The organism is Nonomuraea sp. NPDC049624, from assembly GCF_040675255.1.
Taxonomy (GTDB): Bacteria; Actinomycetota; Actinomycetes; order Streptosporangiales; family Streptosporangiaceae; genus Nonomuraea.
In genome coordinates, this window is record NZ_JBFAOR010000017.1 from 40,749 (window position 1) to 62,804 (window position 22,056).

Genomic DNA, 22,056 nt, shown 5'->3' on the forward strand with positions numbered 1-22,056 from the left:
CCCGTCTGCGGCACGTGCCGTCCCCTCCTCTTCGCGGCACGCGACGTGGGAGCCGCCCCAGCGTCCCCCGCGCTCAGGACGACTCCACCAGACAAGAGCGCAGAGGTACCCGTATCAGTACGTCCTCCCGCAAAGTTTTCTTGACAATTTTATTTGTCGGTAGCTACCGTGGGCACCACGAAACGGGAGGAACACCATGAGCAGCATGATCAACTCCGCGGACGGCACCCCCATCGCGTACGAACGCGCAGGCCAGGGCCCGGCGGTCATCCTCGTGGACGGCGCACTCAGCTTCCGCGGCTCCAGCATCAACGGCGGCCTGGCCGAAGCGCTCGCCCCCGACTTCACGGTCTACACCTACGACCGGCGCGGACGGGGCGAGAGCGGCGACACCGGGCCGTACGCCATCGAACGGGAGGTCGAGGACCTGGCCGCGCTCGTCAAGGAGGCCGGCGGCCCGGTCCGCCTGTACGGCACCTCGTCCGGCGCCGCCCTCGCCCTGGCGGCGGTGCAGAACGGCCTGCCGGTCGAGCGCCTGGCCCTGTACGAGCCGCCGTTCGTCGTGGACGGCACCCGCGCCCCGGTCAAGGACGACTACCCGCGACGGCTGGCGGCGCTGGTGGCCGCGGGCCGCCGGGCCGAGGCGGTCAGGATGTTCATGCGCGAGGGGGTCGGCCTGCCGGCGGTCGTGGTGGCGATGATGCGGTTCATGCCGGCGTGGGCCAGGCTCAAGGCGGTGGCGCACACCCTGCCGTACGACACCGCGCTCGTCTTCCCGTACCAGGGGGGCCTGCCGTACCCGGAGGGGGCGTGGGCGTCGGTGACCGTCCCGACGCTCGTCGCCGACGGCGGGAAGAGCCCGGCGTGGATGCGCAATTCCGTGGCCGCGCTGGCGAAGGCGCTGCCCGCGGCCGACCACCGCACGCTCGACGGGCAGACCCACATCGTCAAGCCGGAGGCCCTGGCGCCGGTGCTCCGGGAGTTCTTCGCCTGAGGGCCGCGGGTCAGACGGCCGCCGTGGAGTTCCTCGCCTCAGGGCCGGCGGTCAGGGGGAGACGGTGGCGAGCCAGTGGGTCCAGGCGGCTTCCAGGGCCTCGCCGTCCACCGGCGCGTAGGCGTGGTGCTCCACCACCGCCATGCCGCGTCCCTGGACGAACATGTACAGGCCGTCGTCCGTACGGACCGCCACGAACGTGCCCGGAGCGGTCACCCACTCCACGACGCCCGGCTCCGGCGAACGCCCCTCGATCGCGACCGTCACCTTCTCCCCCGCCACCGGACGGCCCGCGACGCCGAGCGCGGCCCCGAGCGCGGCCCAGAACCGCTCCTCCGACGCGCACGGGCCGGCCAGGAACAGGTTGTGGGCAGAGATCCTGCCGGGGAAGTGCCTGAGGTAGACGGCCAGCTTGTACAGGTACTGCAGGTCGCCGCGCTCAAGGTCGTCGTACTCCGACTCCCAGTCGTCGCCGAGGAAGCCGCTGTGGACGAAGCGGAGCACCGTGCTGCCCGAGCCGCGGGCCTCCAGCAGGTACTCGAAGGCCATGAAGGTGCCGTCGGGGTTCTCCACGCCCCGGTGGGCCAGGCGCCTGCCCGGCTCCCAGGCGGTCACCACCGACTCGGTGGCGACGTCTTCGCCGAAGGTCTGCGCGCCCCGGCCGCCCACGCGCGGTTCCAGTTCGGTGCGGCCCATGAACCACGAGTCGATGCCCGGCCCTTCCGCGATGGCCTGCCAGACGACGTCGGGGGCGGCGTCCAGCGGGATCTCGTGGCGGATCTCGAACTCGTGCGGCATGGCGGTCTCCCTGTCACGGCCCGGCGCGGTGTGCGGCCGACGATCGCACCGACAATATCGATTGTCAAGCCGACTCCTGTTGTCGGCCCGCGCGCCGTGGCAGGTGGGGCGCGGCAGCGAGGGGCATCCCTCTTGAGAGCGAGGCGCGGGATCGCCCGTCCCGGCGATCCCATCCGGAGCGGAAAACCGCAGGATGAGTGCATCGCCCCGCCCTTTGAGGAGAACCCCCGATGAACACCCGCGCCGCGTTCGTGGCCGCCCCGCTGCGCCGCCGGGGCCAGGACGGCGCCCGGCCCTCGCTCGTCCATGCGTGAGGAAGAATGGGACCCTGTGTCCGATCTGACGCTTGTCGACGTCTTCCGTCGCCGGCTTCGAGCGCTCCCCCACCTCTGGGTGGACGGGGCGCTCGCCCTGTTGATCGCCCTCGTCCAGGTCTGGCCGCTGATCTCCAGCCATGACTCGCAGGGCGGCAGATGGGACTGGTGGGGGTACGTGATCGCGATCGGCGCCTCGCTCCCCGTCGTCTGGCGGCGCCGGTGGCCGGTGACCATGCTGATCGCCAGCCTGGTCGTGGGCGCGCTCTACGACTTCGCCGACAACGTCGCCCGCCAGCCCATCTGGTACGGCGCCCTGGTCGCCTTCTACACGGTCGCCGCGTACTCACCCCGCCTGCCCAGGGTCGTCATGCTCGTCGTGACCCTCGTCGGCGGCCTGGCCTCCGTCGGCTCGTGGGAGACCGCGATGCGCGGGGTCGCCCTGTTCACCGCCGCCTACGCCATCGGCCGCGCGGCGGCCACGTCCCGCGCCCACGCCGCCGAGCTGGCCGAGCGCGCGGCCCGGCTCGAAAGGGAGCGTCAGTTGGAAGCCGAGCGCGCGGCCGAACGCGAGCGGGCCAGGATCGCCCGCGACATGCACGACATCCTGGCCCACGCGGTCAGCCTCATGGTGGTCCAGGCCGAGGCGGGGCCCGTCGTGGTGCGCAGCAACCCGGCCAGGGCCGAGGCCGCCTTCGACGCCATCGCCGCCGCCGGCCGGGACGCGATGGTGCAGCTGCGCCGCATGCTCGGCGTACTGAAGGAGGACGAGCCGCAGGCGCCGCGGGCGCCGCAGCCGACGCTCGCGGAGCTGCCCGCGCTGGCCGGCCAGGTGGCGGGCACCGGCCTGGACGTGAGCTTCGCCGAGTCCGGCGAGCCCCGCCCGATCGGCCCCGACAGCGCGCTGGCCGCCTACCGGATCACGCAGGAAGCGCTCACCAACATCGTCAAGCACTCCGGCGCCGACCGCGCCGAGATCCGGCTCACCTGGGAGGACGACCACCTGATGATCGACGTCACGGACAACGGACGCGGCGGCGGCCCCGCGCTGCCCTCGGGCGGCAACGGCCTGATCGGCATGCGCGAACGGGCCGCGGCCTGCGGCGGCAGCGCGACCGCCGGCCCGAGCGCGGACGGGCCCGGCTTCGCCGTGTCGGCGCGGCTGCCGCTGGGGGCCGGCCAGTGAGCGTGCGCGTCGTGGTGGCCGACGACCAGGAGCTGGTCAGGGGCGGGTTCGCGATGATCCTCGACGCCCAGCCCGACATCTCGGTGGTGGCCGAGGCGGGCGACGGGGTCGAGGCCGTGGCCGCCGTACGGGCCCACGAGCCGGACGTGCTGCTGCTCGACATCCGCATGCCCAGGATGGACGGCATCGAGGCGGCCAGGATCGTGTGCGCCGAGACTGCCTGCCGGGTGCTGATGCTGACCACGTTCGACCTGGACGACTACGTGTTCGACGCGCTGCGCGCGGGCGCGAGCGGGTTCCTGCTGAAGGACGTGCGACGCGACGACCTGGTGACCGCGGTGCGCGTGGTGGCCGCCGGCGAGTCGCTGCTGGCGCCCACGGTGACCAGGAGGCTGATCGCCGAGTTCACCTCCCGCCCCGCGACGACCGCCGCCCCCGCGCGCACGCTGGAGTCGCTGACCGCCAGGGAGCGCGAGACGTTGCAGCTGATCGCGCGCGGCCTGTCCAACGCGGAGATAGCCGAGGCCATGGTGGTCAGCGAGCACACCGTGAAGACGCACGTCAGCAACGTGCTGAGCAAACTGGGGCTGCGGGACCGCGTGCAGGCGGTGATCGCGGCCTACGAGTCGGGGCTGACCGTTCCCGGGGCGTAACGCGAGGGTTGGGCGGGTAGGCGGCCCATATGACTGAGGGTTTCGACACGGACACGCTCTGGAACGAGTTCCACCGGGCGGTCAACATGAACTCGGAGGAGCTGCGCGGCTACCTGCTCGCCGACGCCTCGGACGAGGAGGGCTTCCCTCCCGACCCCGACATGGGCATCGACGAGCTGGGCAGGGGCGTGCTGCACGTCCTGAGCAAGCGGAAGGGCGACCTGACCAAGGCCGACCTCGACGTGATGCGTCAGGTCGTCGAGCTGGTCGAGACCATGGGCGACCGGACGGACGACGACTCGCGCCGCGAGCTCATGTCCGTCGGGCACGACCCGCTCAGGGCATAACGCCCCGAATTCAACAAATGGTGGATGTGGGGCGACGCAAAGTGATGAAATGTGCGAAGCCGACTTCGTCCGAGGAGATCCGTTGAGAGACAACCTCGACCTCGCCGCGAGCGCCCAGCAGCTGGCCGACGCCGCCCCGACGGGATCGATCGACCGTGCCGCCGCCTCGTCCGTGGCCATCACACTGGCCACGACGCGTGACATCGCCGACGCGCGGCAGGCCCTCGACGGGTTGACCCCGGAGGAGGTGCGTCAGGCGGCGCTCACCCTCTTCGACCGGCTCTCGGAGAGCTGAGCCCACTGCGCCGGCCTGCTCGAACCGGGTGAAGGCGGGCGTCCCGCCGGGAACCCGGCATGGCTGCATGCCCGTACGGTGGGGGCATGCGGATCGGGGTCTTGGGGCCGCTCCAGGTGGCTGGGGCCGAGGTCGGCGGCGCCCGGGTGCGGGCCCTGCTCGTCCGTCTGGCGCTCGACCCGGGCCGGGTGGTGACCGCCGACCGGCTGATCGACGACCTGTGGCCCGGCGAGCCGCCCGCCCATCCGGCCGCGGCACTCCAGTCGCTGGTGTCGCGGGCCCGCAGGCAGGCGCCGGGGCTGATCTCCTCGCACCCGGCCGGCTACCTGCTCGACGTGCCGCCCGAAGAGGTGGACGCGTCGGAGTTCGAGCGGCTGGTGCGGGCCGGTGATCCGCGCGGCGCGCTGGCTCTGTGGCGCGGGCCCGCCCTGGCGGACGCGGCCGGGCTGGCGTTCGCCGCCGCGCCCGCGGCCCGGCTGGAGGAACTGCGCCTGACGGCCCTGGCCGCCGCGATCGCCGCCGACCTGGCGGCCGAGTCCGCCCTCACCCCTGAGTCCGCCCTCTCCCCCGAGTCGGTGCCCGCCGCCCTCGCCGCCGAGCAGGCGCGGGGCGGACGTGACGGCGGCCCGGGGGTCGTGGCCGAGCTGGAGGAGCTGGTCGCGGCGCACCGGCTGCGGGAGCCGTTCCACGCCCTGCTCATGCGGGCGCTGGTGGCGCGCGGGCGGCGCGGCGAGGCGCTGGAGGTCTTCGCGCGGATCAGGGCCGACCTGGCCGACGAGCTGGGCGTCGATCCCGGCCCCGAGCTGCGCGCGGCCCATATGGCGGCGTTGCGCGACCCGGCTCCCGCGCCGAGGGGCAACCTGCCCGCCCGGCTCACCGGGTTCGTCGGCCGGACCGGCGACGTCGCCCGGCTGCACGCCCTGCTGGGCGGCCGGGACGAGCGGCTGGTCACGCTGGTCGGGCCCGGCGGCGTGGGCAAGACCCGCCTGGCGCTGGAGGCGGCCCGCGGCCTCGACGTGCCCGACGGCGTGTGGCTGGTCGAGCTGGCCTCCGCCACCGGGGTGCGGGCCGCGGTCGAGAGCGTGCTGCGGACGACCGACGTGGTCCGCGCGCTGCGCGGCACGTCGCCGCTCATCGTGCTGGACAACTGCGAGCACGTCGTGGAGGAGGCCGCCACGGTCGCGCGGTGGCTGCTGTCGGAGGTCGCCGGGCTGCGTGTCCTGGCCACCAGCAGGGAGCCGCTCGACATCCCCGGCGAGGTGCTGCATCCCGTCCTGCCGCTGCCCGAGGCCGCGGAGCTGTTCCTGGCGCGGGCCGCGGCGGCCAGGCCCGGCCTGGAGGTGAGCGCGGCCGACGCCGAGCGCGTCTGCCGGGAGCTCGACGGCATCCCGCTGGCGATCGAGCTGGCCGCCGCCCGGCTGCGCACGATGCCGGTGTCCGTGCTGGTCCGGCAGCTCGGCGACCGGCTGGCCTTCCGCGGGGGGCGTACGTCCGAGCCGCGTCACCGTACGTTGCGCGACGTCGTCGACTGGAGCTGGAACCTGCTGTCGGCGTCCGAGCGCGAGCTGCTGCGCGGGCTGACGGTCTTCTCCGGCGGCGCGACGTACGATGCCGTCGCGCAGGTGTGCGGCGGCGACCCGGACGACCTCGCCTCGCTGGTGGACAAGTCGCTCGTCTCGGTCTCCGGCGACCGCTACTCGATGCTGGCCACCATCAGGCAGTACGCCGCCGCGGACCTGCCCGGCCTCCGGCAGGCCCACGCCCGCTACTACACCCGGCTGGCCGAGACCGCCGACCCCCTCCTGCGTACCGGCGAGCAGCTCGCCTGGCTGGAGGTGCTGGACGCCGAGCAGGACAACCTCGACGCCGCGCTGCGCCACTCCGACGACCCGCTCCGGCTGATCCTGCCCCGGTTCTGGCCCTGGATCATGCGCGGACGGCGGCGCGAGATGAGCGAGCGGGCGGCGGCCGTGCTGCGCCGGGTCGGGGACGTGCCGCCGCCGGGGCGCGAGCTGGCGCACGGGCTGTGCCGGGTGCTCACGGGCGGCGAGCCGACCCAGGCGGTGCTCGACTCCGACCATCCCGCCGCGCTGAACTTCTGGGCCATGAGCGGCGCGCAACGCCCGCCCGCCGACGTCGTCGAGCTCACCGAGGACGTCGTCGAGCGCCTGCGCGACTCCCCCGACCTGTGGACGCGCTCGGCCGCGCTGCTGGTCGGCGGCATCGTCCGGTTCGAGTACGGCCCGGTCGCCGGCGCGCAGGACCTGCTCGGCCCGGCGCTCGACGGCTTCCGCCGCACCGGCGACCGCTGGGGTCAGTGGGCCTGCCTCTACTGGTTGTCGCTGGTCGCCGAGAACCGCGGTGACTTCGCCGCCGCGCTCGCCCGTGCCGAGGAGCCCGGCCGCCTGGCCGCGGAGCTGTCGGGGCTGGACGCGCCGTTCGGCCCGATGACGTTCCTGCTCCGGCTCGGGCAGCTCAAGGCGCGGACGGGCGACCACGAGGGGGCCGCCGCCACGCTGGCGGAGGCGTGGCGGTCGGCGTTGCGGGCCGAGGACGCGGTGACCCAGGCCAGGGTCCTGCACGCCCGCGCCGAACTGGCCCGGCGCACCGGCGACCGGCCGGGGGCGGCCCGGCTGCTCGACCGCGCGCTGACCCTCGACAACGGGGACGGGCCCGCGCAGTTCAGGGCGTTCATGCGGGTCGAGCTGGCCCGCGTGGCGGAGCCGGGGCCGCCGCTGCGCACGGCGCTGGAGCTGATGGAGACCTGCGGCGACCGGACGGCCCGCGCGACCGTGCTGGAAGGCGTGGCCGAGCACCTGCCGCCCCGGCCGGCGGCCGAGTTGCTGGGCGCGGCCCGCGCGCTGCGCGGCGTCGCCGGCTCCGCCGATCCCGCCCTGGCGGCGCTGGACGGACGATGCCGCTCCGCCCTCGGCCCCGACGCCTTCCACGAGGCTCTGACCAGCGGAGCGGCGCTGCCGAACCCGGAGCGGCACGCACTGTCGCTGCTCGGCTGAGCCCGTCGCGTACGCGGCACCCGGCGCCGGGCCATATGGTCAGGGAAGAGGCCACGGAAACCGACGACGAACCCCTTCTCCGCCGCTCCCCGGACGACCATGGAAAACCTTCCGGTTTCGCAGCGGATACGCCAGGGTTGTGGCAACTTTCCACCACAATGTGAGGAGATCTGTGGCCAGTCCAAGTGTGGTCGACACCCGGGGCAGTGACTTCGCCCGACTAGCCCGCCGCATCTCTGACGCCGGTCTCCTCGACCGGCGTCCGGTCTATTACGCGGTGCGGCTGACCGTCGTGGTCGCCGCGTACCTCGGCTGCTGGGCGTTGTTCGCCTGGGTGGGCGACTCGTGGTGGCAACTGCTCGTCGCGGTCGCGCTGGCCGTGGTCTTCGCGCAGATCGGCTTCGTCTCCCACGACCTCGGCCACCGCCAGGTGTTCAGGACGCGGCGGCCGAGCGACGTGACCGGTCTCCTGCTGGGGAACCTCGGCATCGGCCTGGGCTGGGGATGGTGGACCAGCAAGCACAACCGCCACCACGCCAACCCCAACCACGAGGACCACGACCCGGACGTCTCACCCGCGGTCATCGTCTGGTCGGACGACCAGGTGGCGCGGAGCGCGGGCCTGCCGCGGACCGTCGCGAAGTACCAGGCGTTCCTGTTCTTCCCGCTGCTCACGCTCGAGGCCTGGCACCTGCACATCGCCAGCTTCAAGGCGCTGCTCGCGCCGGCGGCCAAGCGGCCGTGGGCCGAGCTGGCGCTGCTGACCACGCACTTCGTGCTCTACTTCGGCGCGGTCTTCGCCGTGCTGCCGTTCGGCAAGGCGCTGGTGTTCCTGGCCGTGCATCAGGGGCTGTTCGGCCTCTACCTGGGCTCCACGTTCGCGCCCAACCACAAGGGCATGCCCGTCCTGACCAAGGACGACAAGCTGGACTTCCTCCGCAAGCAGGTGCTGACCTCCCGCAACGTCAGGGGCGGCCTGTTCACCGACGTGGCGCTCGGCCAGCTCAACTACCAGATCGAGCACCACCTGTTCCCGAACATGCCCGCGCCCAACCTGCGCAAGGCGCAGCCCATCGTCGAGAGCTACTGCGCCGAGGTCGGCGTCAGCTACCTGCAGACCGGGCTCGTCGCCTCCTACGGCCAGGCCCTGCGCCACCTGCACGAGGTGGGCGCTCCGCTGCGCCGCTGAGCCTCAGCCCTCCTCCTCGACCCGCCTCTCCAGATCCGCCCGGCGTCGTTCGAGGTCGGCGATCAGCTCGGACTGCTCGTCGGCCTGGGCGATCATGGCCGAGGTCTCGATCTGGTCGGTCGCGCCCATGGTGCCCACCTGGTCGCGCAGGTCCTGGTTCTCCGCCTTCAGCCGGGCCAGGTCCTCTTCGACCTGCCGGAGCTCATCCTTGGTACTCATCTCGGTCAACTACCCCATGACTCGCACGACCATACAAAATGGAGCACATGCGTAGATTGTCGGCGAGCACCGCGGTGTCCCTCGTGGTGGTCGCCGTCGCGCTCGCCGGCACCCTGGTCGCCGGGCTCAGGAGCGAGCAGTCTCCCAGCGTGCTCGACGTGGTGCTGCCGATCGTGTCGTGCGGCGCGCTGATGTTGCGGCGGCGCCTTCCCGTCACGTCGCTGATCGTGGTCGTCGTGGCGGTGTCCGCCTACTACCCGCTCGCCCGGTTCGACGGACCGCTGGTCGTGCTGGTGTTCGTGGCCCTCTACACCGCCGCCGACCAGGGACGGCTGGCCGCCGCGATCGCCACCGGCGCCGCCGTGCTGCTGGCGATGGGGTTCGGCGAGGCCCACGGGTCCAGGCACGTGGACGACGGCACGTTCGGCGCGATCACCGGCTGGGTGGTGGCCGCCATCGCGTTCGGCGGGGTCACCAGGAACCGCCGGGCGTACCTGCTGGAGGCGCAGCGGCGCGCGCTGGACGCCGAGCACTCCAAGGAGGAGGAGGCCAGGCGGCGCGAGAGCGAGGAACGGCTGCGCATCGCCAGGGAGCTGCACGACGTGCTCGGGCACAACATCTCCATGATCAACGTGCAGGCGTCGGCCGCGCTGCACGGGCTGGCCAGGCGTCCCGAGAAGGCCGAGGCCGCGCTGCGGACCATCAAGGAGACCAGCAAGGAGACGCTGCGCGAGCTGCGCACCACGCTGGGCGTGCTGCGCCAGGTGGACGAGGACGCGCCCACCAGGCCCGCGGACAGCCTCGCGCGGCTGCCGGAGCTGGTCGCGGCGTCGGGGCTGGAGGTGGCCGTCGAGCCGTCCGGGCCGCTGGACGCCGTGCCGACCGAGGTCGACCTGGCCGCCGCCCGCATCATCAGGGAGTCGCTGACCAACGTCGCCCGCCATTCCGGCACGACGAAGGCCACCCTCTCGGTCAGCAACTCCGCAGGGAACATCCTGATCCGGGTCGAGGACGACGGCCCGGGCGCCACGTACACCGAAGGCAGCGGCTTCGGCCTGCAGGGCATGCGCGAGCGCGCCGCCGCGCTCGGCGGCGACCTGGAGGCCGGCCCGCGCCCCGAGGGCGGCTTCCGCGTCGCCGCCCGCCTGCCACTGAACGGAGACCGATGATCCGCGTCCTGCTCGCCGACGACCAGACCCTGGTCCGCGCCGGTTTCCGGTCGATTCTCTCCGACGAGGACGACATCGAGGTCGTCGGCGAGGCCGGCACCGGCGTGGCGGCCGTGGCGGGCGCCCACGAGCACCGGCCCGACGTGGTGCTCATGGACATCCGCATGCCCGAGCTCGACGGCCTGGAGGCCACCCGGCGCATCGCCGGCGACCCGCGGCTCGACGGCGTCAAGGTCATCATCCTGACCACCTTCGACCTGGACGACTACGTCTACGGCGCGCTGCGCGCGGGCGCGGGCGGCTTCCTGGTCAAGGACACCGAGCCGGCCGAGCTGATCCACGCGATCCGGGTCGTGGCCAGGGGCGACGCGCTGATCTCGCCGTCGGTGACCCGGCGGCTGATCGCGGAGTTCGCCGGCCGGGTCAAGCGGCCGGAGCCGGGCCCAGAGCTCAACGCGCTCACCGAGCGCGAGCGGGAGGTCATGGGCCTGGTGGCGGCCGGGCTGTCCAACGACGAGATCGCCGCCCGGCTCGTGCTCAGCCCTGCCACGGCGAAGACGCACGTCAGCCGCATCATGACCAAGCTGGGCGTGCGCGACAGGGCCCAGCTCGTGGTGGTCGCCTACGAGGCCGGGATGATCACGCCGGGCTGGCTTACAACCTGAGTCGTACGACTTCAGCGATCTTCGGCCCTGGGTTGTACGCCCGATTGCAGACCCGGGCATGACGCGCCGGAGCAGGCCGTGACGCCAAGCTCTCGGCATGGACACCGTCGACCTCGCCCGGCTGCAGTTCGCGTTCACCGCGGGCGCGCACTTCCTCTTCGTCGCGCTGACGCTCGGCCTGGCGACGCTGGTGGCCGTCGTCCAGACCCGGGCCACGTTCAGCGGCGACCCCGTCCACCTGCGGATGACGAGGTTCTGGGGGCAGCTCTACATCATCAACTACGCCATGGGCATCGTCACCGGGCTGGTCATGGAGTTCCAGCTCGGCCTGTCGTGGAGCGGGCTGACCGACTACGCGGGCAACGTCTTCGGCGCCTCGCTGGCGATCGAGACGCTGGTGGCCTTCTTCGTCGAGGCCACGTTCCTGGGCCTGTGGATCTTCGGCTGGAACCGGCTGAACCGCTGGGCGCACCTGGCGCTGATCTGGGTCGTCACGCTCACCGCGTACGCGTCGGCGTTCTGGATCATGATCTCCAACGGCTTCCTGCAGAACCCGGTGGGCCACGCCGTCGAGGGCGGCAGGCTGCGGCTCACCGACTTCGGGGCGCTGATCGCCAACCCGGCCGCGCAGATCGCGTTCGGGCACGTCATGGGCGGCGCGATGATCGTCGGCGGGTTCTTCATGGCCGGGGTGAGCGCCTACCACCTGCGTAGGCGCACGGCCGAGCACGACCTGTTCAGGAAGTCGCTGCGGATCGGCGTCGGCGTCGCGCTGCCGGCCTCGTTCTTCACGGTGACGTTCGGCGGGCTCGGGTTCCAGACCCTCCAGCCGTCCAAGGCGGCGGCCTGGACGGGGAAGGCCGAGCGGCTGGCCGCGGTGCAGGCGGACATGGCGGCCAGGTTCGGGCCGGGCGACTACCTGCCGCCGACCGGCTGGGTGCAGGCGGCGGGCATCACGATGATGATCCTCTGGGTGGTGATGACCGTCGTGGCGGGGCTGAGCCTGCTGCTGATGTTCTTCCGGCCGGTCGTTCGGGGCTTCCGGGCCTGGCACTGGCTGCTGACGCTGATGATCCCCGTGCCGTTCGTCACCATGCTCGCCGGGTGGACCTTCCGCGAGCTGGGGCGCCAGCCGTGGGTGGTCTACGGGCTGCTGCGCACGTCCGAGGCCATGTCGCCGGTGACTGCGGGCGAGATGCGGCTGTCGCTGACGGCGTTCGTGTCGGTGTTCACGGCGCTGATCGCGGTCAACTACTGGCTGCTGGCCCGGGCGGCCAGGCGCGGGCCGGGCGCGGTCGCGCTCGGCGCCCTTCCGGCCGAGGCCCCCGTCCCCGTCCCGGCGTTCTGAAGGAGCCGATCATGGAGATCTTCGTCCTGGCCTTCTTCGCCCTCGGCTACCTCGTGCTCGGCGGGGCCGACATCGGGGTCGGCATGGCGCTGCCCTACCTCGGGCGGTCGGCGGGCGAGCGGCGCGAGGTGATCGCCGCCATCGCGCCGTTCTTCCTCGGCAACGAGGTGTGGCTGGTGGCCTCGGCCGGCGTGCTCGCGGGGCTCTTCCCCGACCTGGAGGGCCACCTCCTGAGCGGCAACTACGCGGTGGTCGTCGCGCTGCTCGTCTCGTGGGTGGTCAGGGACATGGGCCTGTGGCTGCGCGGGCGGGTGCCCGGCGCGCGCTGGCAGGCGTTCTGGGACGGCGGCATCGTGGCCGGGAGCTGGGGGCTGGCGCTGAGCTGGGGGCTGCTGCTCGCCGAGGTGCTGCTCGGCATCCAGGGGCCGCTCGTGCTGCTGGCCGCGCTGGTGGTGGCGGCGCTGTTCGCGGTGCACGGGCTGGCGTTCGCGGCGCTGCGGCTGCGCGGATCGTTGCGGGAGCGGGCCGGGGTGTTGTCCGGCGAGGCGGGCGAGGGCCGCACGTACGCGCTGACGGCCGGCGCGCTGCTGGTGGTGGGGGTGCTGGCCGGGCTGCGGCTGCCACTGGTGGCGGGGTCGTCGGGGGCGCTGCTGACGCCGGTGATCCTCGCCCTGATCCCGCTGCTGGTCGCCTCGCAGGGGTGGGTGTGGTGGACGTTCCGGCACCGGGTGACCGGGCCGTCGTACCTGTGAGTGCCTGTGGGCCCGTCGTGCCTGTGACCAGGCGGGTGACCGTCGTGGGGCACCCGCCTGGCGCCGGGTCAGAACAGCGGAGCGCCGTCGCGGGTCAGCCGCCAGTTGGCGGAGGCGAAGTCGGCGGGGTTGATCGTGCCCTTGGCGGTGGCGTGCTCGATCAGCGCCTGGCGGATCTCCACCTGCGCGTTGTACAGCACGGGAGCGGTGGTGACGTGCGGGAAGCCGCCGCCGCCCGACTGGCGGTAGTTGTTGATCGCGACCACGAACTCCTTGCCGGCCGGGATCGGCGCGCCCTCGAAGGTGAGGTTGGCGATGCGCTGCCCGGCGGGCTTGGCCACGTCGATGTCGTAGGAGACGCCCGAGAGCTGGTCGTAGTTGTAGTCCGGGGTGTTGCCGGCGTTGGTCAGCTTGGTGACGTCCACCGGGTCGCCCGGGTTGAGCTGGTTGAAGTACCGGGCCGAGTACTCCAGGTAGTCCTTGATCTGGGCGCCGGTCAGCTTGATCGCCAGCAGCGTGTTGTCGTAGACGTAGAGCCCGGCCACGTCCCTGACCCGCACGTCACCGGCGGGGAAGACGGCGGTGCGGCTGAACGGCGCGGCGATCGACAACACCGGCAGGGTGTTGCCCGGCAGCGCGGCCTTCACGGTCTCGGTCTGCACCTGCTGGATGTAGTCGAGGATCGGCGTGTCCTTGTACGGCGACTCGGCCGCCGACAGCTCCTCGGCCGACTTGGCGACGACCTTGTTGACGTAGCCGACCGTGGTGTCGTGCTGCGGCTTGAGCAGCGAGACGATCTTCGGGTCCTCCGTCACCGTGTTGGTGTTGAGCGTGGCCGAGCTCTTGCCGGTGACGACCCACTTGCCGTGCTGCTTGGTGAGGGTGAAGTCGAGCCGCGACAGGCGCTGGCCCCACTTGCCCGGTTCGGTGAGCAGCACCTGCCGCCCGGTGGCCTTGTTGGTCACGAAGCGCTGGGCGACCTCGTTGTGCGCGTGCCCGAACAGCACCGCGTCGATGCCCGGCACCTGCTCGGCGACCATCGCCGAGGCGTTCTCCACGGGCAGGTCGGTGCCGTAGGAGGACATGCCGCTGTCGCCCGCGTGCGCGGTCACCACGACCACGTCCGCGCCGAGGCCGCGGATGACCGGCACCCACTTCCTGGCCGACTCGACCAGGTCGGTGAAGCGCAGTTTGCCCTCGACGTTCGCCTTGTCCCAGATGGCCACGCCGGGGTTGGTCAGGCCGAGCACGCCGACCTTGATCGGCTTGTCGCCCTTCACCTTCATGGTCTTGATCACGAACGGCCGGTACGCCGGCAGCCCGCTCCCGGCGTGCACGGCGTTCGCGCCCAGCACCGGCGCCCGCATCTGCCTGATCCAGGTGGCCAGCAGCGGCAGACCGTAGTTGAACTCGTGGTTCCCGAGGGTGACGGCGTCGTAGCCGATGGCGTTCATGGCCTTGGCCATCGGGTGGGTCTGCCCGGTCTCGGTGATCGGCTCGACCTTGGCGTAGTAGTAGGCCAGGGGCGTGCCCTGGATCGTGTCACCCGAGTCGAACAGCAGCGTGTGGTCCGCCCCGCGCTCGGCCCTGACCTTGTTGACCAGCGACGACACCTGGGCCAGGCCGATGGTGTTGCCCTGCTTGTCGGCGTAGGCGGCGTCCTTGAAGTAGTCCCAGTTGAGGGCGTTGCTGTGGATGTCCGACGTCCCCATCACGGTGACGGTGACGCTCTTGTCCCCGCTCGCGTGGGCGGGGAGCGCCACCAGGGCCAGCGCGGTCAGCGCGGCGGCCCCGGTGGCGGCGAGCTTCTTGGTCTGCATGTGCCTGGAGGGTAACCAGGACAAATTACTCGTTGGTTACGAAATCGCGGATCAAGGCTGTCACCTCTTCGGGACGTTCGTGTAGCACCACATGCCCGCTGTCCAGCTCGGCGTAACGGCTGCCGGGCAGCGCGGCGTGCAGGGCACGGGCGTGCCCGACCGGGACAAGGTGGTCCTGCGTGCAGCCGATCACCAGCGTGGGCGCGGTGATGCTCGGGAGCAGGTCCCTGATGTCGGTCCTGAGGTCCAGCTCGATCTGGCGTACCGTGCCGGGGGGCGGGTCGCCGGCCATCACGGCCTTCAGGCCGTCCTCGCCCAGGCCGCTCACGAAGGCCGGGCTGAAGCCGACCAGCGGGCCGTACGCCGCGAAGCTCTCGGGGTCGGTGGCCGCCAGCCGGGCCCAGGTGCGCAGGCCGAGCCGGAGCCGGGGGTCGCCGGCGTGCGTCCAGCCCGCGATCAGCACCAGCCGCCTGACCCGCTCGGGATACCGGGCGGCGACCCCCGCCGCCACCACCGCGCCCAGCGAGAAGCCGACCAGGTCGGACGGGCCGCCCTCCGGGAAGGTCGCCGCGACCTGCTCGATCAGCAGGTCGAGGGTGAGGTCGCCGCCGGGGTCGGCGGTCTGGCCGCTGCCCGCGTAGTCGGGGGTGATCACCGTGCGGATGTCGGTGAAGTTCTGGACGAGGTGGCCGTAGTTGGTGGCGGCGTCGCCGCCGGTGCCGTGCACCATGACCAGGCCGGGGCCGCTGCCCGCCCGGTCGAAGTGCACGTGTCCGCCGTCGTGGACGACTGTGGGCATGGGGGTCTCCTAGAGGTTTCCGCCGCCGGTGGCGTCGAGGGTGGTGCCGGTGATGAAGCTCGCCGCGGGCGAGGCGGCGAACGCGACCACGTCCGCGATCTCGCCGGGCTCGCCGATGCGGTTGAGCGCGTGCCTGCTCGCCGCGTACGCACGGGCCTCGGGGTCGGTCAGCCAGCCCGCGTTGACGTCGGTGTCGATGATGCCGGGCGCGACGTTGTTGACCGTGATGCCGCGCGGTCCCAGCTCCTTGGCCAGGGCCAGCGTGAACACCTGCACGGCGCCCTTGGTCATCGCGTACGCGATGCCCTCCGGATAGGCGATGCGGGCCGCGCCGGAGGTGATGTTCACGATGCGGCCGCCGTCGGGGATCAGCGGCAGCACCTGCCGGGTGAGGAAGAACAGGCCCTTGACGTTGACCGCGAACAGCCGGTCGTAGCCCTCCTCCGTCTCCTGCGCGAGCGGCTTGGACAGGCCGATGCCGGCGTTGTTGACCAGCACGTCGAGCACGTCGGTCTCCTCGGCCACCCGGCGGGCGAGCCGCTCGACCTCCTCGGGCACCCCCAGGTCGGCCCGCACGGCCACCGCGTTCGCCCCGATCAGCCCGACGACCTCCTCGGCCGCGGCGGCGTCCCTGGCGTAGTTCACGATCACGCGGAACCCGTCCTTGGCCAGGCGCAGCGCGATGGCCCGGCCGATGCCCCTTCCGGCGCCCGTCACCAGGGCAGTCCTCATCGCTCGAATCCTTTCTTTAGCGATCGATACAGAAACCATAACATAGCGATCGCTATAGAATGAGTGCATGGCGAGGCAGCGGGCATTCGACAGGGACACGGCACTGGAGAGCGCGCTGCGCGCGTTCTGGGAGCACGGTTACGAGGCGACCTCGATCGCGGCGCTGACCACCGCCATGGGCATCAGGCCCCCCAGCCTGTACGCCGCCTTCGGCGACAAGCGGCGGCTGTTCGAGGAGGCGGTGCGCCGCTACCAGCTGACCCACGGCGCGTTCACCACCAGGGCGCTCGCCGAGGAGCCCACCGGCCGCCGGGCCGTCGAACGCGTGCTGCGCGAGTCGGCCGCCGTGTACACGAACGCCGACCACCCGCCCGGCTGCCTGATCATCAGCGCCGCGGTCAACTGCGGGCCGGAGTCCGCCGACGTGAAGGAGTTGCTGCGAGGGTTCAGGGAGGCGGCGAAGGCGGCGATCAGGAAGCGCGTGGACGACGACGTGGCGGCCGGCCGACTGCCCCCCGGCACCGACGCCGAAGCCCTGGCCACCTTCTTCGCGTCGGTGATCCAGGGCATGTCCACGCAGTCCCGCGACGGCGCCTCCTACGCCGACCTGCTGAGCGTCGCTGAACTCGCCATGGCGGCCTACCCGCCGCCCCTCCCGGACGGCCGCGCGAAGGCCGCGCGGCCGCCCGGCTCATGAAGGCTCTGGGGCGTCCGCCTCATGACGGCTCATTGCGACATGACGCCCGCGTCCTCCGGGGGCAGTTCGGGGGGCGAGGCGCGCAGCCAGCGGCAGCCGTGCGGTCCCAGCGCGAGCTTGGCCGTGCCGTCGGCCGACACCTTGATCGTGCCGTCCACCAGCAGGTCGGTGAGGTCGCAGTTCTCCAGGCCGTCCAGCCGCAGCTCGACGTCCCTGGCCGTGTCGCACAGGTTGTGGGCGACCACGACCGTCGCGCCGTCGGCGTCGCAGCGGTGCGAGAAGACCGCGTCGTCGCCGGTGTCCAGCACCGTGTACTGCCCCCACGCCAGCTCGGGGCATTCGCGGTACCGCTCGATGAGGAGCTGGAACCAGCGCAGCAACGAGTCGGTGTCGCGTTTCTGGTCGGCCACGTTGACCCGGTCGGGGGCGAAGGAGCCCTCGGGGATCTCGCGGACCGTCTCCCCGTTCTGGCTGAAGCCGCCGTCCTCGGACCACTGCATGGGGATGCGGACGGCCATCCGCCCCTCCTCGTCCAGGTTCTCCCCCATGCCGATCTCCTCGCCGTAGAAGATCACGGGGGTGCCGGGAAGGGAGAACAGCAGGCTGTAGGCCATCTTGATGCGCCGCAGGTCGCCGCCGAACATCGTGGGCAGCCGCCGCCGCAGCCCGCGGCCGAAGATCTGCATGTCCTTACGGGGGCCGAACGCCTCGAAGATCTCCTGGCGTTCCTCTTCGGTGAGCTTGTCGAGGGTGAGTTCGTCGTGGTTGCGGAGGAACATCGCCCACTGACAGTCCTTGGGGGCCCGGGGGCGTTCCTGCAGGGCGTCCATCAGGGGACGGGCGCTGTTGCGGGCGAAGGAGAGCCAGCTGTTCTGCATGCCGATGAAGTCGAAGCACATGGTGATCTGGTCACCGAGCCCTTCACCGAAGTACCGCAGTAACTCCTTGTAGGGCAGGTTGACCTCGCCCAGCAGGATCGAGCCGCCCTTGCGCCTGGTCATGAAGGCCCGCAGGTCGGCTAGGAACTCGTGCGGGTTGGCCAGCTTGGGGTTGACGTTCTCGATGAGGAACGGCACCGCGTCCACGCGGAAGCCCGACAGGCCGAGCTCCATCCAGAAGCCCAGGATGCGGGTGATCTCGTCCCTGACCTCGGGGTTGCCGACGTTCAGGTCCGGCTGGTGACGGTAGAAGCTGTGCAGGTAGTACTGGCCGCTGCCCTCGTCGTACTGCCAGATGGAGTCCTCCTTGTCGGGGAAGACCACCTGCTTCGGGTCGTCGGGCTCGGGGGTGTCGGACCAGACGTACCAGTCGCGCATCGGCGAGTCCTTGCTCTTGCGCGACTCCTTGAACCACGGGTGCTGGTCCGAGGTGTGGTTGACGACCAGGTCCGCGATCACCCGCAGGCCCCGGTCGTTGGCGGTCCGCATGAACTCCACGAAGTCGCCCAGGGTCCCCAGCCGGGGATCGATGCTGTAGAAGTCGGTGATGTCGTACCCGTCGTCCCGGTTGGGGGTGGGGAAGAACGGCATCAACCAGAGGCACGTCACGCCGAGACCCGCGAGATAGTCGATCTGCTGGGTCAAGCCGCGGAAGTCGCCCACGCCGTCGCCGTTACCGTCCTTGAACGTCTCCACGTCCAGGCAGTACACGACGGCGTTCTTCCACCAGACGTCAGAGGTGTACGTCAGTCGCATGGCGGCCCTGCTACCCACCCGGCCAGAAGAAATGTCCTATTGGTGATTTGCGTCCGGTTCTAATTCTGTGACCTCGGGCCACCGGGGGCATCGCCGAACCCAAGCAGCCGTGCGGATCCCGCCCGAATAGTTCGGTAGCCGAACCGATGTTAGGCTGATCTCATGGCCAAGCCCGAGGAGCAGCTGGGAGTCGTCTCCGCCCTGGTGCGCTCGACCTTCCTGGTCAACGCCGTCTACGCCGAATCGGCCCGCGCGTACGGGCTGACCTCCCAGCAGGGCCAGCTGCTGTGCGTGCTGATGGCCCAGCCGTACGGGATGAGCGAGCTGGGGGCGATGTTGCGCCTGGCCAAGTCCAGCCTCACCGAGCTGGTCGACCGCACCGCCCAGCGCGGCATGGTCCGCCGCGAGCCCAACCCCGCCGACCGGCGCGCCGTCCAGGTCACGCTGACCGAGGAGGGCGCCAAGCTCGCCGAGGAGTTCTACACCGAGGCGTGCCGGCGCATCGACGAGCTGCCGTCCGGGCTCGGCGAGGCCGAGCGCGCCACCCTCGCCGACCTGCTCTCCCGCCTGGTGCGGGACAACAACGCCCCCACGGTCTTCATCGAGCGCGCCGACACCCCCTGACCGCCGCCCGCGGTCACACCCCGGCCGGCGCCGGCTCGCCGGCGACCCCGAACAGTTCGGCGAACCGTCCGGTGAACAGGTCCCGGCCCTTGTAGTCGGCCACCGACCCGGCCGGCAACACGATCGGCCCGTCGGGCGAGGGCAGCTGGCCGACGCCGCCTTCGGCCCCCAGCGGCAGCAGCACGAACGGCAGCGGCGAGGGCCGGTAGACCGACGAGGGCCGCTCGCCGCGCAGCTGGGCGACGATGTTCGCGGCCACGACCTCGGCGTGCTGCATCGCGTTCCCGGCCATCTTGGCCTCGGCCAGGTCGGTGATGTCGCCGATCGCGTAGACGTGCTCGTGGCCCTCCACGTTGAGCCGTTCGGTCACCCGTACGTGGCCGCCGGGCGTGCGCGCGTCGCCGAGGTCACCGTCGAGGTAGCCGGTCCGGACGCGCACGCCGTACGCGCGGAACCAGATGTCGGCCGACAGCTCCCCCGCCGTGGACCCGACGGTGAACGGCTCGGCCCGCCCCGGCTCGACGGGCGGCTCGGCGTCCAGCGTGGTGCCGAGCAGCAGCTCCACCCCCAGCTCGGCGAGCTGCCTGCGCAGGTCGGCGCGCACCTGCGGCTCGAAGGCCGGCAGCGGCTGCGTGCCGCGATCGATGACGGTGACCCGCTTGTCCGGCCACACCGCCTTGATCTCCCCGGCCAGCTCCAGCCCGACCGGCCCGGCCCCGGCGATCAGCACCCGCCCGGCCGCCGCCAGCTCCCCGTGGACGGCGTGGATGCGCTCCCGCGCCTGCCCGGCCAGGTCGTCCTCGAACTTGAACGGGAAGGGGTACCCCGACCCGGTGGCCAGCACGAGGTAGTCGGCCTCCACCCGTTCCCCGGACGCCAGCAGCACACCCCGCGAGTCCACCGAGACCGCCCGTTCCCGGATGATCCGGCCACGCTCCATCAACCGGTCGTAGGGGAAGAACAGCTTCCCGGCCCATTCCGGCCGGGCGAGGGCCCGCATGGACGCGGCGTTCTGGACGAAGGCGTCCTTGGGCTCGATGAGCACGACGTCCGCGTGCTCGTCCAGCGCCTTGGCGGCCGCCGCGCCGCCGTAACCACCACCGATGATCGCCACAGTACGGCTCATGGTGCACCTCTCCCGTCAGGACCACAGCTTGTTCGTATTACGAACCATAATAGTTCGTAACCCGAACCGCAACCGCCCGAAACTTCTCCGCCCGGACGCGATGAGTTCCGGCGCCCCCGCCGGTACGTATCCGTGAACCTGTCACCAGCGATGAGGAGAGACAGCCATGACCGAGACCCGACCGCACGACGTGGCCGCCATCAAGAGCGTCCTTGAGCGCCTCTACCAGGCATGGGCCGACGGCGACGCCGACGCCTTCGTCACCGACTACACCGAGGACGCCACCGCGATCATGCCCGGCAGCGTGCGCCGGTCGCGGGAGGAGGTGCGCCGGAAGATGGCCGAGGGCTTCGCGTCCTACCTCAAGGGCAGCACGACCGCCGACAGGCTGGAGAGCATCCGTTTCCTGGGCGAGAGCGCCGCGATCGCGGTGAGCGAGACCGGCGTGCTCTTCCCCGGCGAGACCGAGGTCCCCGCCGAGCGTATGGTGTACGCGACCTGGGTGCTGGAAAAGCGGGACGACGCCTGGCGGCTCGCCGCCTACCACAACAGCCCGGCCGTCGTGGCCGGCTGAGGCACCCACAGGCAGGCGGAAGGCAGGGCAGGGGCGTGGACGTGGTGACGCCGGGAGAAGTGGGCTTCGATCGCCGGATCGAGCCGTTCCGCAAGGAGCTGCTGGCGTACTGCTACCGGATGCTCGGCTCGCCCCACGACGCCGAGGACCTGGTCCAGGACACGTACCTGCGGGCGTGGCGGGCGCGGGAGCAGTACGACGGCACCCGAAGCTCCCTGCGCACCTGGCTCTACCGGATCGCGACCAACGCCTGCCTGACCGCCCTGGAGGTCCGGGGCCGCCGGCCGCTGCCGTCGGGGCTGGTGGCCGCGTCCGACCCGCTGGCGCCGCTCGTCCAGGGGGAGAACCTGGCCTGGCTCCAGCCCCTCCCGGACTCGATGCTGGACGCGGGCGACCCGGCCGGCGCCGTGGTCGAGCGCAGCGGCCTGCGCCTGGCGTTCGCCGCCGCCCTGCAACACCTGTCGGCGCGCCAGCGCGGCGCGCTGATCCTGCGGGACGTGCTGAGCTTCTCCGCCTCGGAGTCGGCGGAGATCCTCGGCACCACCGTCGTGTCGGTGAACAGTGCCCTGCAACGGGCCCGTGCCCGGGTGAAGGAGGCCGGCGTCCGGCCGGAACCGCTCGGCGAGCCGCCGCTGGCCGAACAGCGCGCCTGGGTCGACCGCTACATGCGGGCCTTCGAGCAGGCCGACGTCGAGGAGCTCAAACGGCTGCTCACCGAGGACGTCGTCATGGAGATGCCGCCGATGCTCAACTGGTTCGCCGGGCGCGGCAACTACGGCCTGTTCATGGACTGGGTCTTCGAGGCGGCCGGCACCGACTGGCGGCTGGAGGCGGTCACGGCCAACGGCCAGCCGGGGTTCGGCGCCTTCCGCCGCGCCGGCGACCGGTACGAGCCCCACACGCTCCAGCTCTTCACCGTCACCGCCGCGGGCATCAGCCGGAACTCGGTGTTCCAGGGGACCGAGATCTTCGCGGCCTTCGGTCTGGCGGCCGGGTTCGACGCGCCCCGATGACCCAGGTGGGCCTGCAAGTTTCTTCAAGACCGGG

General features: G+C 71.8%; 22 protein-coding genes. 15 read left to right on the top strand and 7 right to left on the bottom strand.

Annotation, left to right across the window (positions count from 1 at the left end; genetic code table 11):
* Positions 1–205 precede the first annotated feature (205 nt).
* Positions 206–994: an alpha/beta hydrolase gene (locus AB0J76_RS44500; protein ID WP_352323135.1), complete on the top strand. Its 789-nt coding sequence runs from the start codon at positions 206–208 to the stop codon at positions 992–994.
* A gap of 51 nt (positions 995–1,045) precedes the next feature.
* Here AB0J76_RS44500 and AB0J76_RS44505 read toward each other — a convergent pair whose 3' ends face one another.
* The gene (locus AB0J76_RS44505) at positions 1,046–1,792 is read right to left on the bottom strand and encodes an SRPBCC domain-containing protein (RefSeq protein WP_352323136.1); all 747 of its coding nucleotides are present in this window, start codon (positions 1,790–1,792) and stop codon (positions 1,046–1,048) included.
* A 330-nt stretch (positions 1,793–2,122) separates the two neighbouring features.
* Here AB0J76_RS44505 and AB0J76_RS44510 point away from each other — a divergent pair, with 330 nt between their 5' ends.
* The 6 genes from AB0J76_RS44510 (at position 2,123) to AB0J76_RS44535 (ending at position 8,790) form a co-directional block, all read left to right on the top strand.
* Complete coding sequence (locus tag AB0J76_RS44510) at positions 2,123–3,292, top strand: histidine kinase (protein ID WP_352323137.1); 1,170 nt, start codon at positions 2,123–2,125, stop codon at positions 3,290–3,292.
* Complete coding sequence (locus AB0J76_RS44515) at positions 3,289–3,945, top strand: response regulator transcription factor (RefSeq protein ID WP_352323138.1); 657 nt, start codon at positions 3,289–3,291, stop codon at positions 3,943–3,945. The genes AB0J76_RS44510 and AB0J76_RS44515 overlap by 4 nt, the downstream gene beginning before the upstream one ends.
* A 29-nt stretch (positions 3,946–3,974) precedes the next feature.
* Positions 3,975–4,292, top strand: a complete 318-nt coding sequence (locus AB0J76_RS44520) for a DUF3140 domain-containing protein (RefSeq protein ID WP_352323139.1) — start codon at positions 3,975–3,977, stop codon at positions 4,290–4,292.
* An 82-nt stretch (positions 4,293–4,374) separates the two neighbouring features.
* Positions 4,375–4,587 carry a hypothetical protein gene (locus AB0J76_RS44525; protein ID WP_352323140.1) on the top strand — a complete coding sequence of 71 codons (213 nt, stop codon included), beginning with the start codon at positions 4,375–4,377 and terminating at the stop codon, positions 4,585–4,587.
* A gap of 86 nt (positions 4,588–4,673) precedes the next feature.
* On the top strand, positions 4,674–7,601 hold the full coding sequence (locus AB0J76_RS44530) for a BTAD domain-containing putative transcriptional regulator (RefSeq protein ID WP_364393420.1): 2,928 nt from the start codon (positions 4,674–4,676) through the stop codon (positions 7,599–7,601).
* Between the two features lie 172 nt (positions 7,602–7,773).
* On the top strand, positions 7,774–8,790 hold the full coding sequence (locus AB0J76_RS44535) for an acyl-CoA desaturase (protein ID WP_352328125.1): 1,017 nt from the start codon (positions 7,774–7,776) through the stop codon (positions 8,788–8,790).
* A 3-nt stretch (positions 8,791–8,793) separates the two neighbouring features.
* Here AB0J76_RS44535 and AB0J76_RS44540 read toward each other — a convergent pair whose 3' ends face one another.
* Positions 8,794–9,009: a hypothetical protein gene (locus AB0J76_RS44540; RefSeq protein ID WP_352328126.1), complete on the bottom strand. Its 216-nt coding sequence runs from the start codon at positions 9,007–9,009 to the stop codon at positions 8,794–8,796.
* Positions 9,010–9,056: 47 nt separating this feature from the next.
* On the opposite strand from AB0J76_RS44540, the gene AB0J76_RS44545 reads away from it, so the two are divergent.
* The 4 genes from AB0J76_RS44545 to AB0J76_RS44560 all read left to right on the top strand — a co-directional run bounded on the left by AB0J76_RS44545 (position 9,057) and on the right by AB0J76_RS44560 (position 12,943).
* Positions 9,057–10,178 (top strand): sensor histidine kinase, encoded by a 1,122-nt coding sequence (locus tag AB0J76_RS44545; RefSeq protein WP_352328127.1) that lies wholly within the window; start codon positions 9,057–9,059, stop codon positions 10,176–10,178.
* The gene (locus tag AB0J76_RS44550) at positions 10,175–10,843 is read left to right on the top strand and encodes a response regulator transcription factor (RefSeq protein WP_352328128.1); all 669 of its coding nucleotides are present in this window, start codon (positions 10,175–10,177) and stop codon (positions 10,841–10,843) included. The genes AB0J76_RS44545 and AB0J76_RS44550 overlap by 4 nt, the downstream gene beginning before the upstream one ends.
* Positions 10,844–10,940: 97 nt before the next feature.
* On the top strand, positions 10,941–12,191 hold the full coding sequence (locus AB0J76_RS44555; protein WP_352328129.1) for a cytochrome ubiquinol oxidase subunit I: 1,251 nt from the start codon (positions 10,941–10,943) through the stop codon (positions 12,189–12,191).
* An 11-nt stretch (positions 12,192–12,202) separates the two neighbouring features.
* Positions 12,203–12,943 carry a cytochrome d ubiquinol oxidase subunit II gene (locus tag AB0J76_RS44560; protein ID WP_352328130.1) on the top strand — a complete coding sequence of 247 codons (741 nt, stop codon included), beginning with the start codon at positions 12,203–12,205 and terminating at the stop codon, positions 12,941–12,943.
* Positions 12,944–13,011: 68 nt separating this feature from the next.
* Here the strand turns inward: AB0J76_RS44560 and AB0J76_RS44565 are convergent, their stop codons facing one another.
* The 3 genes from AB0J76_RS44565 to AB0J76_RS44575 are packed head-to-tail and all read right to left on the bottom strand — an operon-like array spanning position 13,012 to position 16,294.
* On the bottom strand, positions 13,012–14,763 hold the full coding sequence (locus tag AB0J76_RS44565; protein WP_352328131.1) for a 5'-nucleotidase C-terminal domain-containing protein: 1,752 nt from the start codon (positions 14,761–14,763) through the stop codon (positions 13,012–13,014).
* Between the two features lie 25 nt (positions 14,764–14,788).
* Positions 14,789–15,562, bottom strand: coding sequence for an alpha/beta hydrolase (locus AB0J76_RS44570; protein WP_352328132.1), 774 nt, complete (start codon positions 15,560–15,562; stop codon positions 14,789–14,791).
* A 9-nt stretch (positions 15,563–15,571) separates the two neighbouring features.
* Positions 15,572–16,294, bottom strand: a complete 723-nt coding sequence (locus AB0J76_RS44575) for an SDR family oxidoreductase (protein ID WP_352328133.1) — start codon at positions 16,292–16,294, stop codon at positions 15,572–15,574.
* 67 nt (positions 16,295–16,361) lie between these two features.
* Between AB0J76_RS44575 and AB0J76_RS44580 the strand changes: the two genes are divergently transcribed.
* Positions 16,362–16,991, top strand: a complete 630-nt coding sequence (locus AB0J76_RS44580; RefSeq protein ID WP_364393427.1) for a TetR/AcrR family transcriptional regulator — start codon at positions 16,362–16,364, stop codon at positions 16,989–16,991.
* A gap of 29 nt (positions 16,992–17,020) precedes the next feature.
* On the opposite strand, the gene AB0J76_RS44585 is transcribed toward AB0J76_RS44580, so the two are convergent.
* Positions 17,021–18,685, bottom strand: coding sequence for an alpha-amylase family protein (locus AB0J76_RS44585; protein WP_352324950.1), 1,665 nt, complete (start codon positions 18,683–18,685; stop codon positions 17,021–17,023).
* A gap of 162 nt (positions 18,686–18,847) precedes the next feature.
* Here AB0J76_RS44585 and AB0J76_RS44590 point away from each other — a divergent pair, with 162 nt between their 5' ends.
* A complete protein-coding gene (locus AB0J76_RS44590) occupies positions 18,848–19,309 on the top strand; it encodes a MarR family transcriptional regulator (RefSeq protein ID WP_352324951.1) in 462 nt (153 codons plus the stop codon).
* 13 nt (positions 19,310–19,322) lie between these two features.
* Here the strand turns inward: AB0J76_RS44590 and AB0J76_RS44595 are convergent, their stop codons facing one another.
* Entirely contained in the window at positions 19,323–20,435 is a 1,113-nt protein-coding gene (locus tag AB0J76_RS44595) for an FAD-dependent oxidoreductase (protein ID WP_352324953.1), read from the bottom strand.
* 166 nt (positions 20,436–20,601) lie between these two features.
* On the opposite strand from AB0J76_RS44595, the gene AB0J76_RS44600 reads away from it, so the two are divergent.
* Together AB0J76_RS44600 and AB0J76_RS44605 are read left to right on the top strand one after the other, a co-directional pair.
* On the top strand, positions 20,602–21,009 hold the full coding sequence (locus tag AB0J76_RS44600) for an SgcJ/EcaC family oxidoreductase (RefSeq protein ID WP_352324954.1): 408 nt from the start codon (positions 20,602–20,604) through the stop codon (positions 21,007–21,009).
* A gap of 35 nt (positions 21,010–21,044) precedes the next feature.
* Positions 21,045–22,022, top strand: coding sequence for a sigma-70 family RNA polymerase sigma factor (locus AB0J76_RS44605; protein ID WP_352324955.1), 978 nt, complete (start codon positions 21,045–21,047; stop codon positions 22,020–22,022).
* Positions 22,023–22,056: the final 34 nt, after the last annotated feature.

Coding starts and splice junctions, on each gene's coding strand:
- AB0J76_RS44580 (WP_364393427.1), top strand. CDS start 16,362: ATGGCGAGGCAGCGGGCATTCGACAGGGACACGGCACTGGAGAGCGCG.
- AB0J76_RS44565 (WP_352328131.1), bottom strand. CDS start 14,763: ATGCAGACCAAGAAGCTCGCCGCCACCGGGGCCGCCGCGCTGACCGCG.
- AB0J76_RS44600 (WP_352324954.1), top strand. CDS start 20,602: ATGACCGAGACCCGACCGCACGACGTGGCCGCCATCAAGAGCGTCCTT.
- AB0J76_RS44575 (WP_352328133.1), bottom strand. CDS start 16,294: ATGAGGACTGCCCTGGTGACGGGCGCCGGAAGGGGCATCGGCCGGGCC.
- AB0J76_RS44570 (WP_352328132.1), bottom strand. CDS start 15,562: ATGCCCACAGTCGTCCACGACGGCGGACACGTGCACTTCGACCGGGCG.
- AB0J76_RS44590 (WP_352324951.1), top strand. CDS start 18,848: ATGGCCAAGCCCGAGGAGCAGCTGGGAGTCGTCTCCGCCCTGGTGCGC.
- AB0J76_RS44550 (WP_352328128.1), top strand. CDS start 10,175: ATGATCCGCGTCCTGCTCGCCGACGACCAGACCCTGGTCCGCGCCGGT.
- AB0J76_RS44585 (WP_352324950.1), bottom strand. CDS start 18,685: ATGCGACTGACGTACACCTCTGACGTCTGGTGGAAGAACGCCGTCGTG.
- AB0J76_RS44560 (WP_352328130.1), top strand. CDS start 12,203: ATGGAGATCTTCGTCCTGGCCTTCTTCGCCCTCGGCTACCTCGTGCTC.
- AB0J76_RS44530 (WP_364393420.1), top strand. CDS start 4,674: ATGCGGATCGGGGTCTTGGGGCCGCTCCAGGTGGCTGGGGCCGAGGTC.
- AB0J76_RS44595 (WP_352324953.1), bottom strand. CDS start 20,435: ATGAGCCGTACTGTGGCGATCATCGGTGGTGGTTACGGCGGCGCGGCG.
- AB0J76_RS44520 (WP_352323139.1), top strand. CDS start 3,975: ATGACTGAGGGTTTCGACACGGACACGCTCTGGAACGAGTTCCACCGG.
- AB0J76_RS44540 (WP_352328126.1), bottom strand. CDS start 9,009: ATGAGTACCAAGGATGAGCTCCGGCAGGTCGAAGAGGACCTGGCCCGG.
- AB0J76_RS44500 (WP_352323135.1), top strand. CDS start 206: ATGATCAACTCCGCGGACGGCACCCCCATCGCGTACGAACGCGCAGGC.
- AB0J76_RS44505 (WP_352323136.1), bottom strand. CDS start 1,792: ATGCCGCACGAGTTCGAGATCCGCCACGAGATCCCGCTGGACGCCGCC.
- AB0J76_RS44555 (WP_352328129.1), top strand. CDS start 10,941: ATGGACACCGTCGACCTCGCCCGGCTGCAGTTCGCGTTCACCGCGGGC.
- AB0J76_RS44545 (WP_352328127.1), top strand. CDS start 9,057: ATGCGTAGATTGTCGGCGAGCACCGCGGTGTCCCTCGTGGTGGTCGCC.